Origin of the sequence: Anaeromyxobacter diazotrophicus, assembly GCF_013340205.1 — a bacterium.
GTDB classification, from domain to species: Bacteria; Myxococcota; Myxococcia; order Myxococcales; family Anaeromyxobacteraceae; genus Anaeromyxobacter_A; species Anaeromyxobacter_A diazotrophicus.
Genome location: NZ_BJTG01000006.1, coordinates 148,477 through 162,278, shown reverse-complemented (window position 1 = coordinate 162,278; position 13,802 = coordinate 148,477). Strand labels below are relative to the sequence as shown.

Sequence of the window (13,802 nt, the reverse complement as noted above, 5' to 3'; positions counted from 1 at the left end):
CGGCCGGGCGGGGCACATCCCCGCCGGGGCACCACCTCACCGCCCGGCCCGGGCCGCGCCGCCCGCGCCCGCGCACGGGAGCGCGAACGAGAACGCGCTCCCCTGGCCCTCGACGCTCTCGACCCAGATGCGCCCGCCGTGCGCCTCCACGATGGCGCGCGCGATGGCGAGCCCCAGGCCCGACCCGGGGTAACGCGCGCGCCGCCCGCGGTACCAGCGCTCGAAGAGATGCGGCAGGTCCTCCGCCGGGATGCCGGGGCCGTCGTCCGCCACCGTGAACAGGACCCCCTCCCCTCCCCGCCGCGCCGAGAGCCGGACCCGGCCGCCGGCCGGCGTGACCTGGAGCGCGTTCGCGAGCAGGTTCGTGAGGACCTGCAGCAGGCGGTCGCGGTCGCACCGCAGCGGCACCGCCTCGGGCGCCTCCACGGTGAGCGCGACGCCGCGGTCGGCGGCGAGCGCTTGCAGCGCCTCGGCCGCCTCGCGGGCGACGGCGGCCGCCTCCTGCTCGGCGGGGGCCAGCGAGGGCCGGCCCGCCTCCAGGCTGGCCACGTCGACGAGGTCGTGGATGAGGCGCCCCATGCGCTCGGCGGTGCGGCGCACCGTGGTGGCCGCCTTGCGCAGCTCGTCGCCCGGCGCGCCCGGCGGGGCGAGGCGCGTCACCATCTGCGCCCCCATGTGCAGCGCGCCCAGCGGCGTCTTGAGATCGTGCGAGACGATGGCGAGCACCTCCTCGCGCGCGCGGGTCGCCTCCTGCGCCTCCCGGTAGAGCCGCGCGTTCTCGATCGCCGCGGCGCAGCGCTGCGCCAGCGCCTGCGCCACGGCCAGGTCGTCCGGGCCGTAGCGGCGCGGGCCGTCGGCCACCCCGAATGCGATCGCGCCCAGCACGCGCCCCGCCGACACGAGCGGCGCGCCCAGGTAGGAGCGCATCCCGAGGCGCCTCAGGATGTCCCGGCGCAGCGGCGTCCCCTCGCCCGGGTCGTCCTCCACGAACGCGTCGCCCGCCGCCTCCGGGAGCAGCTCCGGCTCGCCGGTGCGCAGGATCCGCCCCACCCCGTGCCGGGCGGCGAGGTCGATGGGGTAGCGGTCGAGCAGCTCGCGGGCCTCGGCGGCGCGGGCCGGGTCGCTCGCCTCGGCCGCCAGGCTGCGCGGCCGCCCCTCGCCGTCCAGCACCACCACCAGCGACCAATCGCCCAGGAACGGGACCGCCAGCTTCGCGATCCGCGTGAGCGTCTCCTGCCAGTCGATGGAGAGCGCGAGCTGCCGGCTTGCCTCGGCCAGGAACCGCTCGACCTCGAGCGTGCGGCGCACCCGCTCCTCGGCGCGGGCCCGCACCACCACCGTCCCGATCACGTTGGCGGCGGCCTGCAGGAAGCTCGCCTCGTCGGGGCCGAAGGGGCGCCGCGCGCGGCTGTGGGCGCCCAGCGTGCCGAAGGACCGCCCGCCGGGACCCGCTGCGACGATGGGTGCCACCAGGCTCGAGGTCACCCCCGCGCGGAGCAGCGCCGGCGAGGCGACCTCCGGCTCCGCCGCCAGGTCGTCCACCGCCAGGGGCTCGCGGGCCGCCAGCACCCGGAAGGCGAGCAGCGCCTCGGCGCGCGGGAAGACCTGGCCCGCGGCGGTCCGCGCCAGCCCGGCGGCCTCCCGGAGCCGCACGGACTCTCCGTCCGGTTGCAGCTCCAGCAAGGTCACCGCGTCGCACCGCAGCGCGCGCTCGACCGCCGCCACGGTCGCGGCCAGCAGCGCGTCGAGGTCGGTCTCGGCGAGCGCCCGCGCCCCCAGCTCGGCGGCGATGCGCTGCCCCTCCGCGCGCGCCTCGGCCCGGCGGCGGCGCGCGTGCGAGTAGCGGTACCCCTCCCGCACCGCGCTCGCCGCCCACACCCCGAGGGCGGTGAAGCCCACGAAGAAGGCGAGCCGGTGGAGCGGGTCGGGCTCCTCCACCCAGGTGGCGCTGCGGGGCCCGCCCATCTGCCAGGCGAAGGCGGCCGCGCACACCCCCAGCGCGAGGAAGCCCGGCCCGGCGCCGCCGCGCAGCCCCGCCAGGAGCACCGCGCCGAACGAGAGGAAGCTCGCGTAGCCTCGCAGCTCGCCCTGGAGCGCGGCGCCCGCGGCGACCGCGGCAGCGGCGAGCCCCAGCGCCACGGCGTACCGCCAGAGCGCCGGATCCTCCCCCTGGCCCACCAGGAGACGCCAGGCGCGCCGGGCACGGCGGCCGTCGCCCTCTCCGATGGCGTGCGCCGTGCGCAGGAGGCCTCCTGGGGCAGCGAGGTGGCGCTCAGCATACGCCGCCCGGCCTAGCAGGTCACCGAAGACCTGCGGCAGAGGATCGCAGGACGACCCCCGGACGGGGCCAGCTCCTCAGGGCTGCTGCCGGCCGGGCCCCAGCTGCTCCGCGATGGCCTCGGCCAGCGCCTCGGCGGAGGCGCGGAGCGGCTGGACCACGCGCGTGAAGCCCAGGAGTTGCAGCTCGGCCGCAGTGGTCGGGCCGATGGCGGCGAGCGCCGCCCGGCCGAGCAGGTCCCGGCCGGCCCCCAGCGCGGCGGCCACGCTCCGCACCGCCGACGGCGAGGCGAAGGCGACCGCGTCCACGGCGCCCTGGGCGAGCGCGGCCGCGAGCTCCGCGAGCGCCTCCGGGGGGGCGGGCACGGTGCGGTAGGCCGGCGGCGCGACGACCGTCGCCCCGGCGGCGACGAGACCCTCGACGAGCTCGGGGCGCCCCTCCTCCGCGCGCGGGACGAGCACCCGGAGCCCGCGGACCTGGGGCGCGAGCGCCGCCGCCAGCGCCTCGCCGCGCGCCTCGCCCGGGACGAGGTCGGGGGGCCGGACGAGCCGCGCCAGCTGCGCGGCGGTGGCGCGCCCGACCGCCGCCAGGCGCGGCCGGGCCAGCGCCGCGGCCGCGACGCCGAGCTCGGCGGCCCGCGCCAGGGTCCGCTCCACGCAGTTCGCGCTGGCGAACGCGATCCAGTCGGTGGCGCCGAGGTCCCGCAGCGCGGCGTCGAGCTCCGCGAAGGAGCCCGGCGGCGCGAGCGCGATCGCCGGCGCCTCGAGGACCTCCGCCCCGAGCTGCCGCAGGCGGCGGGCCAGCGGGTCGTCCCCGCCCGCGCCGCGGGTGACGGCGACGCGGCGGCCGGCGAGGGAGGGGGCCATGGGGCTAGTGCGGCACGGGCTCGGCGGTGCCCTCGAGCTCCTTCAGGATCTCGGCCGCGCCGCGCGACAGCAGCTCCTCCCCGAGCGCCTCGCCCAGCGCGCTCGCGCCGGCGACCGGCCCGGTGCGCTCGCCGCGCACGACCCGCGCGCCGTCGAGCGACGCGACCAGCGCGCGCAGCGTCACCTGGCCCCCCGCCACGGTGGCGTGGGCGGCGATCGGCACCTGGCAGCCGCCCTCGAGCCGGCGCAGGAGCCCGCGCTCGGCCTCGACGCGGTGGCGCGTCTCGGGGTGGTCGAGGGGCGCCAGGCGGGCCAGCGTGGCGGCGTCGCTCGCGCGCGCCTCGAGCGCCAGCGCCCCCTGCGCCACGGCCGGGAGCATCTCCTCCGGCGAGAAGACCTGGGTGGCGTGCTCGGCGAGGCCGAGGCGCCGCAGGCCGGCGTAGGCCAGCACCACCGCGTCGAGGCCCTCGGAGGCCTTCCGGAGCCGCGTCTCGACGTTCCCGCGGATGACCTCGATGTGGAGGTCGGGGCGGAGCGCCTTGAGCTGGGCGGCGCGGCGGAGGCTGGAGGTGCCCACCGTCCCGCCGCGGGGGAGCCGGTCCCAGGTCTGGTGCTTCGGGGAGCAGAGCGCGTCGCGGGGGTCCTCGCGCACCGGCACCGCCCCCACCACCAGGCCCTCGGCCAGCACCGCCGGCAGGTCCTTCATGGAGTGGACGGCGATCTCGGCGTCGCCGGCGAGGAGCGCGTCCTCGATCTCCTTCACGAACAGGCCCTTCCCGCCCACCCGGGCCAGCGCCACGTCGAGGATCTTGTCGCCCTTGGTGACGAGCTCGTGCAGCCGGACGTCGAGCCCGGGCTCGCCGGCGCGGAGCAGGCCGGCGACGTGGTTCGCCTGCCACTTGGCGAGGGGGCTGCGGCGGGTCGCGATGCGGATCATCTCTTCTCCGGGAGTGCCACCATGTGGACGGGGGCCTCGGCGGCCTCCGCGGGAGGAGCCGGCGGCTCGCCGCGCTCCTCCTCGATGCCAAAGAGCTCGGCGGCGGCGCCGGGCAGCGCGCTGTCGCCGTTCGAAGCGGCCTGCTTGAGGCGCGAGGTCGGGCCGTGGAGGAGCTTGTTGACGATGGCGCGCGCCATCGCCTCCACGCTCCGCCGCCCCTTCTCGTCCAGCTTCTGGCCCACCTGCGCCAGGGTGCGCTCCGCCTCGGCGAGCGCGATCTCCTCCGCCTGCCGGCGCAGCGCCGCCAGCACCGGCAGCGCCGCGCGCGCCTCGCGCTCGGCGGTGAACGCCATCACCTCCGCCTCGACGATCGCCTCGGCCCGGAGCGCCTCCTCGGCGCGGGCCGACTTCGTCGTCAGGACGACCTTCTGCAGGTCGTCCATGTCGTAGGCGTAGACGTCGGTGACGTCGCTGCAGCACGGGTCCACGTTGCGCGGCACCGAGAGGTCGATGAGGCAGAGCGAGCGTCGCCGCCGCGCCTTCATGGCGGCCTGCACCAGCTCGGCGCCGACCACGAAGGTGGGCGCGCCGGTCGAGACGATGACGACGTCCGCCTCGACGAGCAGCTCGGGCAGCTCCGCCCAGTCGCGCGGGTGGCCGCCGGTCTGCTCGGCCAGCGCGACCGCCCGCTCGCGCGACCGGTTCGCGACCAGCACGCGGTCGGCGCCGAGCGAGGCGAGCGCCTTCGCGGAGAGCGCGCCCATCTTCCCGGCGCCGGCGAGCAGGATGGCGCGGCCCTTGAGGTCGCCGAAGATCTTGGCCACCAGCTCGACCGCCACCTGCGACACCGAGCTCGCCCCGCGCCCGATGTCGGTCTCGGTGCGGACGCGCTTGGCGGTGGCGAAGGCGCGGTTGCACAGGCGCGACAGGAAGGAGCCGGCGGTCTGGGCGGCGCTGGCGAGCCCGTAGGCCTCCTTCACCTGGCCCAGGATCTGCTGCTCGCCGAGCACCATCGAGTCGAGGCTGGCCGCCACCCGGAACAGGTGGCGCACCGCCTGCGATCCCTGCCGCTCGTAGAGGTGCCCGTCGGCGGCGGCGGCGCGGTCGAGGAAGAAGCGGCGCGCGGGCTCGGCCGAGTCGGCGAGCACGTACACCTCCACCCGGTTGCAGGTGGAGATCGCCATCGCCTCCTGGACGCCGCTCACCTCGCGCACGCCGCGCAGCGCGGCCTTGAGCACCTCGTCCTTGAGCGCCACCTGCTCGCGCACCGCGATGGGCGCCGAGTGGTGCGACAGGCCGACGAGGAAGACCTCGCTCACTGGAAGTTGCCCCCGTGCCGGGTGACGTTCGGGACCGCGCCCATGGCGATCATCGAGCCGATCACCAGCGCGAAGCCGGCCAGCGTGAGGAGGGCGTAGCGGCGGCCGTGGACGCCGAGGTGGCGCAGCTGCACCATGCCGCCGTAGAGCAGCCACACCACCAGCGCCGCGACCTGCTGCGGGTCCCAGGTCCAGAAGCTGCCCCACGCGTTCTTCGCCACCAGGGCGCCGGTGACGAGCGCGACCGAGTAGACCGCGAACCCGCCGCGGACCAGCCGCTGGTTGAGGCGGTCGAGCGCGTCGAGCGACGGGAGGCGCGAGAAGAGCGCCCCGAACCGCTTGCCCTTCACCTCGCGCTCCTGGAGCAGGTACATGAGCGCCACCGCGAAGGCGAAGGCGAACAGGACCACGCCGCCGGCGGCGCTGAAGATGTGCACCTTGAGCGACGGCAGCCGGATGATCGCCGGCACGGGCCCGCGCGCGTTGGGACCGAGCCCGAAGACCCCGGGCAGCACCGACATGAGCACGAGCGGCGTGATGAACGCCCCCACCGACGGCAGCCGCCAGAAGCGCTGCAGGAGCAGGAAGGCGCCGGCGGCGAGCCAGCCGAGGAGGCCGAAGCCGCCGCGCAGGTTGAAGAACTCCCTCCCGCCGAACTCGCCGCAGGCGAGGCCGATCGAGACGGCGTGCACCGCGAACGCGACCGCGACGAGCGCGTAGCCGGTGCTGGCGGCCCGGAGGTGGCGCGGGCGCGCGAAGAAGAGGATGTAGGCCGCGGCGCCGGCGGCGTAGAGCGCGGCGGCGAGCCTCAGGACGTGGATGCTCATCGGCGTGGCCTTCCCCCTCGCGACGTCGAGCCGGCGCACGGCCTTACGTCAGCCAGCCCGGCGGGCGCAACCCTTTCGGCACCAGCACCCCCGCGGCGCGCCCTCGCGCCCGCGCCGGCGGCGCGGGACGAGCTCCGCGCGCGCTCACAGTAACACCGGACGGTCACGAGAGATTCTCCGAGAGGAACCGCGCCAGGACCGCCGCCGGGTCGCGCTGCTCCGGGGCCGCGGGCGGCGCGCTCGCCGCCGCGAGGAAGCCCGGCTCGACCTCGTAGGCGACGTCTCCCAGGAGGACCGAGTCGCCCATCCGCTGGCCGCCGAGCGCGCGCAGCTGCGCGTCGGTCTTCACCTTGGCCACCAGCCCGTGCGGGTCGCACTCGGCGCCGACGACCCGCAGGAAGCGCACCGCCGGATCGAGCGCGTACGCGCGCCCGGAGCCCGGCCCCGCGCGCAGGCTCATGGTCTGGCCGGCGAACGCGATCCGCCCCTGCCCGGACCAGGCCTCGAGCATCGCCTGACTCACGAAGAGGAGACCCGCCATGCGATCGGCCCAAGTGCGACGAAACACCGCGTGAGCCCGCGAGGTTAGCACGCTCGCCGCGCCGCTTGCCACCCCGTCGCGCGTCCGCTAAACAAAGCCGCATGGCATCGAATGACGTGGTCACCCTCGAGGACGGCACCTTCGATCAGGAAGTGCTGAAGAGCGACACCCCCGTGCTGGTCGACTTCTGGGCGACCTGGTGCGGCCCCTGCAAGGCCATCGCCCCGGCCGTGGAGGAGCTGGCGAAGGAGTACAAGGGCAAGCTCAAGGTGGCGAAGCTCGACATCGACCACCACCAGCAGGTGCCGCAGAAGTACGGCATCCGCTCCATCCCCACCCTGCTCGTGTTCAAGGGCGGCCGGGTGGTGGACACCATCATCGGCGCCGTGCCCAAGGCGAAGCTCGTCGACGCGGTGAAGAAGGTCGTCTGACCGTCGAGCGCGCCCGCCGGCGCGCGGCCCCCCCCTCAGCAGGAACGCCCGCCCGCGCCTCCGCCGGCGGGCGTTTCAGTTCACGAAGCGCCGGCTCGCGACGTTGTTGAGCAGGCCGATGCCGATGAGCACGGCCATCACCGACGAGCCGCCGTAGCTCATGAGCGGGAGCGTGACGCCCACCACCGGCATGACGCCGGTCACCATCCCCATGTTGATGAAGGCGTGCCAGAAGAGCATCGCCGTCACCCCCACCGCCAGGAAGTGGCCGAAGCGGTCGCGGGCGTTGCCGGCGATGCCCAGCGCCGACACCACGAGCGCGTAGTAGAGCGCGAGCAGGAGCAGGCAGCCGACGAACCCGTGCTCCTCGGCCCACACCGAGAAGATGAAGTCGGTGTGCTGCTCGGGCAGGAACGAGAGCAGGGTCTGCGTCCCCTGCGCCCAGCCCTTGCCGAGCGCCTGCCCCGAGCCGACCGCGATCATCGACTGCGTCGCGTGGTACCCGGCGCCGAGGACGTCGCCCTCCGGGTTGAGGAAGGTCTCGACGCGCTTCTTCTGGTACGGCTTGAGGTGCGGGTACGCGAAGACCGCGCCCACCACCACCACCGCGCCCACCGCCACCAGGGTCTGCCAGCGCACCTTCGCGAACAGGATCATGGTCGCGCCCACCGCCACCACGATGAGGGCCGTCCCGAGGTCGGGCTGCTTCAGGATGAGCAGCGCCGGCACCAGGGTGATGACGCCCGGGACGACGAGGCCGAACAGGCCGTAGCCGTCCTTGCGCTTGGCGGCGTCCATGTGGAACCAGCGCGCCAGCGCCACCATGACCGCGATCTTGGCCAGCTCCGAGGGCTGGAGGTTCATCGGGCCGATGGCGAGCCAGCGGCGGGCGCCCATGACCACGCGCCCCTTGAGCGCGGTCGCCACGAGCAGGAGCACCACGACGGCGTAGAAGACGTACGCGCCGCGCATGAAGCGGCGGTAGTCGACGAGCCCGAGGGCGAGCGCGACGGCGGCGCCGGCGCCCATCCAGGAGAGCTGCGAGATCCAGACCGGCGCGTGCGCGCTGCGCGAGGCCGAGGCGAGGTTCCAGACGCCGAGCGCGGCGATGCCGAGCACGAGGAAGGCCACGTGCCACGGGTAGTGCGTGAAGGCGCGCCGCTGCGACGGCACCCCGGCGCGCGGCAAGGACAGGTCAAGCGCCACGCTTCTCCCCCTGGACGGCGGCCGGCACGGTGGCCGGCGCCTCGATGGTGGGGGCGCCCGGCGCCCCGGTCCGGACCGGCGCGGCGGCCGGCTTCGCGCCCGGCACCTCGAGGCCGGGCGGCGGCGGCGGGCCGAGCTGGACGCCCGCGCGCTCCAGGGCGTCGGTCCGCTTCAGCTGGAAGTAGTAGCGCATGACGGCGGCCGCGGTCGGGGCCGCGTTCGACGCGCCGAAGCCGGAGTGCTCGTTCAGCACCACCACCACCAGCTCGGGGTCGTCCGCCGGCGCGAACGAGGCGAACCAGGCGTGGTCGCGCTCGAAGTAGGTGACCTGCGAGGCCTTGAGCCGCTTCGCCCCCAGCTTCACCACCTGGGCGGTGCCGGTCTTGCCGGCCATCAGCACCGGCTTGCCGTCCACCACGACGTCCTTGAGGCGCGAGCCGTAGCCGGTGCCGAACGGCTCGTTGACGGTCGCCTCCATGCCCTTCAGCACGGCCGCCCGCGTCTCGGGCTTGATGGGGAGCTGTCCCTTCACCACCGGCCCGAACTCCTGGACGGTCTCGCCGCCCGGGTCCTCGATCCGCTGCACGACCTGCGGCTTCCACACCTTGCCGGTCGCGAGCGCGCCGTAGAGCACCACCTGCTGCATTGGGGTCACGTTCACGTCGCCCTGGCCAATGGCGATGTTGAGCGACATGCCGTGCTGGTAGCCGCCGGCGAGGTGGCGGTCGTGCCACGCCTCGTCCGGCATGACGCCGGAGATCTCGCCGCCCAGGTCGAAGCCGGTCGGGCTGCCGAGGCCCAGCAGGTGCGCCCACTTCGCGATGGCGTCGGTGCCGAGCCGGTCGCCCAGCGCGTAGTAGAAGACGTCGCAGGAGGCGCCGAGCGCGTGCTCGAGGTCGACGTTCCCGTGCCCCTTCTCCTTGTCGCAGCGCCAGCGGTGGCCGCCGAGCGTGTAGTGCCCGGGGCAGTTGATGGTGCCGCCCGGCTTGAGCGCGCCCTCCTCCAGGGCGGCGATCGAGGTCACGACCTTGAACGTCGACCCCGGGTGGTAGTGCTCCTGGATGGCGCGGAACAGCTCGGGGCGGAGCGGGTCGTCGCGGATGGCCTTGAGCTCGGACCGGCTGATGCGGCCGGAGAGCTTGTTCGGATCGGGCGAGGGGCGGTCGACGAGCGCCAGCAGGAACCCGGTGCGCGCGTCCATCGCGAGGACCGAGCCGGCGGTGGCCGGGAACATCTTCTCGGCGAACTCCTGGAGACGCCAGTCGATGGAGAGGACGAGGTTCCGCCCGGGCCGCGAGGCCTCGAAGCGCTGGTCCTCCGGGATGAGCTCCTCGAGATCGCCGCCCTTGGCGTTGCCCTTCGCGTCCACCACCACCCGCCGCCGCCCGTCGAGGCCGCGCAGGGTGGACTCCCAGCGCCGCTCCAGGCCGCGGCGGCCGACGTAGTCCCCGAGCTGGTAGAGGAGCTCGCCGTCGTTGCGCTTCTCGATGTCGGCGTTGGCGCGCTTGAGCTCCTCGGCCCCGATCTCGTTCATGTAGCCGAAGAGGTGGCCGGCCCAGGGGCCGTAGCGGTAGCTGCGGTGCGGGGCGGGGATGACGTCGACCCCGGAGAGCGCGCCGGGCACGCGGTTCGCCTCGACGATGTCGAGCTCCTCTCGCGCGATGTCCACCTTCACGGTGAACGGGCGGAAGCGCTCCAGGCCGCGCGCGGCGTGGAGGCGCTGCTGGGCGCGCTCGAGCTCCTCGTCGGACAGCGAGAGGAGCTTCCCGAGCTGGCCCAGGAGCTCGTCGCACTGCTTGCCGCAGAAGTAGGGCGTGAGGGTGACGTCGTACGAGGGGCGCGAGTCGACCAGCACCTTGTGGTTGCGGTCGAGGATGAAGCCGCGGTCGGCGGGGACGCGCAGCTCCTTCACGAAGTTCTCGTCGGCGCGCTCCTTGTACTGGTCGCCGCGCAGGATCTGGAGCTGGTACAGGCGGACGGCTAGCACCAGGAAGGCGAGCGACGCCACCACCGTCATGAGCGCGGTGCGCGGCCGGAGCTCGGCCTGCGAGGTGTTGGGGGCGGTGGCGGTGGGGACGCGGACCATCTCGAGTCAGGCTCTCCAACAACGGGCGGCGGCCGGCGATTCTCCGGGGACCCGGCTCATCGCAGGAGGCCAGGCTCCTCGCGCGCGAACAGGCCGTCGAGGCGCCGCATCCCGAGGAGGACGAGCGGGGAGAGGGCCCCGGTGAGGAGCGCGTCGACCAGCACGCGGCCGAGCAGGCGGAGCCCCGGCGCGGTCTCGACCGGCGAGACGGCGCGGGTGAGGAGCAGCGCGCCCAGGCCGAACAGGAACACGCCCACCGCGGAGAGCGCCGCGAAGCCGCTCTTGCCGTGGATGGAGAGCGCCGCGCCGGCGAGCCGGCTGCCGAGGAAGAGCGCCACCGCGAGGAACGTCATGAGCCCCTTGGGCCCGCCCGCCGTGAGGTCGAGGACGTACCCCACCGCAGCCGCGCCCACCGCGCCGTCGACGTTGCCGGCCGACAGCCCGAGGTAGACCACGACCGGGAGCGCCAGCGAGAGCGAGAAGGCGCCCCCGCCGACGTATCGAAGGAGCGCGGCCTGCACCGAGACGAGCAGCAGCGCGGCCGCGAACGCGGCGACGGGCCTCACGGGCTCACCTCCACCGCGGCGGTCGCGCCGGGCGCGGGCGGCGCCTCCGCGGGCGCGTCGTCCTCCTCGGGCGCGGCCGGCGCCGGGGCGGCGGGCGGGGGCGCCGGCTTGGCGGCGGCCGGCCGCCGCGGCGCGGGCGTCGGCGCGCTCGCGGGCGCGGGCGCCGGCGCGGCGGCCGCGAGCGGCGCCTCGTCGAGGTGGGCGTCGAAGGAGGTGATGACCAGCGCCTCCTCGACCTTGGTGATGTCGACCGCCGGCGCCACGTCCGCGCGCTGGTAGAGCCCCTGCCCGCTGCGCTTCAGCGAGGTGATCCGTCCCACCGGCAGGCCGCGCGGGAAGACGCCGTCCGTGCCCGAGGTGACGAGCGCGTCGCCGTCCTGGATGTCGTCGGACCGCAGCGCGTACTCGAGGCGGCAGGCGTCCGGCGCGCCGGTCCCGCGCACGTTGGCGCGGGCGCGCGAGCGGTCGACGCGCACCGCGATCGAGCTGTTGCGGTCGGACAGGAGCAGCACGTCGGCGGTGGTGTCGGTGACGGCGTGGACGCGGCCCACCACTCCGTGCGCCACCACCACCGGCATCATCCGCGCCACGCCGTCGCGCGCGCCGCGGTCGAGGGTGAGGAGCTGCAGCCCCTTGGGATCGAGGCGCACGCCGATGACGCGCCCGCCCACCACGCGCCGCTCGGGCTCCGCGCGGGCGAACCCGAGCAGCCGCCGCAGCCGCTCGTTCTCGTCCCGCGTCCGGACGAGCTCGAGCTGATCGAGCTTCAGGGCGGTGACCTCGTGCTGCAGCGCCACCGCCCGGGCGTGCGCCCCGCGGAGCCCCACGTAGCCGTTCCAGGCCTGGAGGGCGCCGGTGACGGTCCAGCCGATGGCCTTCTCGATGGGGCCGGTCACGGCCAGGATGACCCGGTCGAGGCGCGTGCGCTCGCTCGGGTGCTTGGCGTGCGCGAAGTACACGCCCAGCGGCAGGACGAGCAGCAGGACGACGAGGATGATCTCGCGGTGACGCTTCAGCAGTCCGACCACTCCGGCTCCCAGGCGAGGCCGTCCGCCGCCCCCCGCGGTTCCAAAAACCCTTGCATTTTAGCCGATCTCGGCTAGGGTGCAACCTTCCAAAAGCGGCCCGCACCCGCGGTTTCGCCGCGTTCAACAATCCGGAGCGCCGTTCCATGCTCGACACCTTGAGGGCGAACTCGCGCAGCGTCCTCACCTACGTCCTGTTCGGCATCATCATCATCGTCTTCGTCGTCTCGTTCGGGCCTGGCTCGAAGGGGTGCAGCGGAGGCGACATCGGCACCACCCAGGCGTGGGCGGCGAAGGTGAACGGTGAAGCGGTCTCGCCCACCGAGTTCGACCAGCAGTACGGCCAGCTGCTCCGCATCTACCAGCAGCAGGGCGCGCCCGACCTGAACGCCCTCCTCCAGACGCGGCTCCGCCAGATGGCGATGGACCAGCTCGTCCAGCGCGAGCTCATCGACCAGGAGGCGCAGCGGCAGGGCATCGTCGTGAGCGACGACGAGCTCTCGAACGCCATCAAGAACATCCCCTCCTTCCAGAGCGAGGGCCGGTTCGACATGGAGCTGTACCGGCGCGCGGTGACGAGCACCTACGGCTCGCCCGGGAAGTTCGAGGAGCGCATGCGCAAGGACCTCGCCTACCAGAAGATGGTGGCGCTCCTGCGCGGCACCGCGAAGGTGACCCCGGACGAGGTGAAGGACGCCTGGGCGGCCGAGAACGACCGCCTCGCGCTCGAGCTGGCCCGCTTCCCCTTCGCGCTGGCGCGCGCCGAGGTGAAGGTGACCGACGCCGAGGTGAAGGCCTTCCTGGCCAAGAACGGCGCGCAGGTGGAGCAGTACTTCAAGGATCACCCCGCCCGCTTCGACCGGCCGCGGCGGCTGCACGCCCGGCACCTCCTGGTGGCGGTGGCGCCGGGCGCGCCGCAGGACGCGCAGGAGGCGGCCAAGAAGAAGATCGACGCCCTGGCGGAGCGCGTGAAGAAGGGCGAGGACTTCGGCAAGCTGGCGCAGGAGGCCTCCGACGACCCGGGCTCCAAGGCCCAGGGCGGCGACCTCGGCTTCTTCGGGCCGGGCGTGATGGCGAAGCCGTTCGAGGACGCCGCCGGCAAGCTCTCGCCGGGCCAGGTCTCGGAGCCGGTCCGCACGGAGTTCGGCTGGCACCTCGTGAAGCTCGAGGGGATCGAGCCGGCCAAGAAGGAGACGCTCGACGAGGCGAAGCCCGAGATCGCGCGCGAGCTCCTCGAGACCGAGGCCGCCAAGAAGCTCGCCGGGCAGCGCGCGGAGGAGACGCTCAAGAAGCTCCAGTCCGGCAAGAGCTTCGCCGAGGTGCTCCCCGCGAAGGGCGCGCAGGTGAAGCTGGGCGGGCAGCCCATCGTCGCGGAGGACACCGGCACCTTCCCCGTCTCCAGCGCGCCCAGCGTGCCGAGGCTGGGGCCGGCGCCGGAGCTCTTCGCCGACGCCGTCAAGGCGGCCGCCGGGCAGGTGCTGCCGCGCGTGTACGAGACCGCGGGCGGGCCGGTGGTGGCGCGGGTGAAGGAGCGCCAGCGCGCCGACCTCTCCAAGCTGGCCGAGCACCAGGCCGAGGTCGAGACGCGGCTCAGGCTGCGCCGGGAGTCCGAGCTGGAGCGCGCCTGGGTGGAGAGCCTCCGCAAGAAGGCCAAGGTGCAGACGAACGAGGCCTTCGTGCAGGGCACCGCCCGCGCCGCCCCGGTGGAGCTGGACTAGCG

Annotated in this window: 12 protein-coding genes; 2 read left to right on the top strand and 10 right to left on the bottom strand. The window is 74.8% G+C overall.

What is annotated here, in order from left to right:
* Positions 1–36: 36 nt before the first annotated feature.
* From HWY08_RS13670 to HWY08_RS13645, 6 genes are all read right to left on the bottom strand, one after another.
* On the bottom strand, positions 37–2,178 hold the full coding sequence (locus HWY08_RS13670; RefSeq protein WP_176066088.1) for a sensor histidine kinase: 2,142 nt from the start codon (positions 2,176–2,178) through the stop codon (positions 37–39).
* Positions 2,179–2,355: 177 nt separating this feature from the next.
* Positions 2,356–3,144 carry a uroporphyrinogen-III synthase gene (locus tag HWY08_RS13665; protein ID WP_176066086.1) on the bottom strand — a complete coding sequence of 263 codons (789 nt, stop codon included), beginning with the start codon at positions 3,142–3,144 and terminating at the stop codon, positions 2,356–2,358.
* Positions 3,145–3,148: 4 nt separating this feature from the next.
* A complete protein-coding gene (gene hemC, locus HWY08_RS13660; protein WP_176066084.1) occupies positions 3,149–4,081 on the bottom strand; it encodes a hydroxymethylbilane synthase in 933 nt (310 codons plus the stop codon).
* Positions 4,078–5,400, bottom strand: coding sequence for a glutamyl-tRNA reductase (hemA, locus tag HWY08_RS13655; protein ID WP_176066082.1), 1,323 nt, complete (start codon positions 5,398–5,400; stop codon positions 4,078–4,080). Before hemA ends, hemC begins: the two co-directional genes overlap by 4 nt.
* Positions 5,397–6,227, bottom strand: a complete 831-nt coding sequence (locus HWY08_RS13650) for a cytochrome C assembly family protein (RefSeq protein WP_176066080.1) — start codon at positions 6,225–6,227, stop codon at positions 5,397–5,399. The genes hemA and HWY08_RS13650 overlap by 4 nt, the downstream gene beginning before the upstream one ends.
* Positions 6,228–6,390: 163 nt before the next feature.
* The gene (locus HWY08_RS13645; RefSeq protein WP_176066078.1) at positions 6,391–6,768 is read right to left on the bottom strand and encodes a hypothetical protein; all 378 of its coding nucleotides are present in this window, start codon (positions 6,766–6,768) and stop codon (positions 6,391–6,393) included.
* Between the two features lie 101 nt (positions 6,769–6,869).
* Here HWY08_RS13645 and trxA point away from each other — a divergent pair, with 101 nt between their 5' ends.
* Positions 6,870–7,199, top strand: a complete 330-nt coding sequence (gene trxA, locus HWY08_RS13640; protein WP_176066076.1) for a thioredoxin — start codon at positions 6,870–6,872, stop codon at positions 7,197–7,199.
* A gap of 75 nt (positions 7,200–7,274) precedes the next feature.
* On the opposite strand, the gene rodA is transcribed toward trxA, so the two are convergent.
* From rodA to mreC, 4 genes are read right to left on the bottom strand one after another with little or no spacing between them, the layout of a single operon-like run.
* Positions 7,275–8,405 (bottom strand): rod shape-determining protein RodA, encoded by a 1,131-nt coding sequence (gene rodA, locus HWY08_RS13635; RefSeq protein WP_176066074.1) that lies wholly within the window; start codon positions 8,403–8,405, stop codon positions 7,275–7,277.
* A complete protein-coding gene (gene mrdA, locus HWY08_RS13630) occupies positions 8,395–10,491 on the bottom strand; it encodes a penicillin-binding protein 2 (protein ID WP_176066072.1) in 2,097 nt (698 codons plus the stop codon). Before mrdA ends, rodA begins: the two co-directional genes overlap by 11 nt.
* Positions 10,492–10,547: 56 nt before the next feature.
* Positions 10,548–11,057, bottom strand: a complete 510-nt coding sequence (locus HWY08_RS13625; protein ID WP_176066071.1) for a hypothetical protein — start codon at positions 11,055–11,057, stop codon at positions 10,548–10,550.
* Complete coding sequence (mreC, locus tag HWY08_RS13620; protein WP_176066069.1) at positions 11,054–12,085, bottom strand: rod shape-determining protein MreC; 1,032 nt, start codon at positions 12,083–12,085, stop codon at positions 11,054–11,056. Before mreC ends, HWY08_RS13625 begins: the two co-directional genes overlap by 4 nt.
* 143 nt (positions 12,086–12,228) lie before the next feature.
* On the opposite strand from mreC, the gene HWY08_RS13615 reads away from it, so the two are divergent.
* On the top strand, positions 12,229–13,800 hold the full coding sequence (locus tag HWY08_RS13615) for a peptidylprolyl isomerase (RefSeq protein WP_176066067.1): 1,572 nt from the start codon (positions 12,229–12,231) through the stop codon (positions 13,798–13,800).
* The last annotated feature ends 2 nt before the right edge of the window (positions 13,801–13,802 follow it).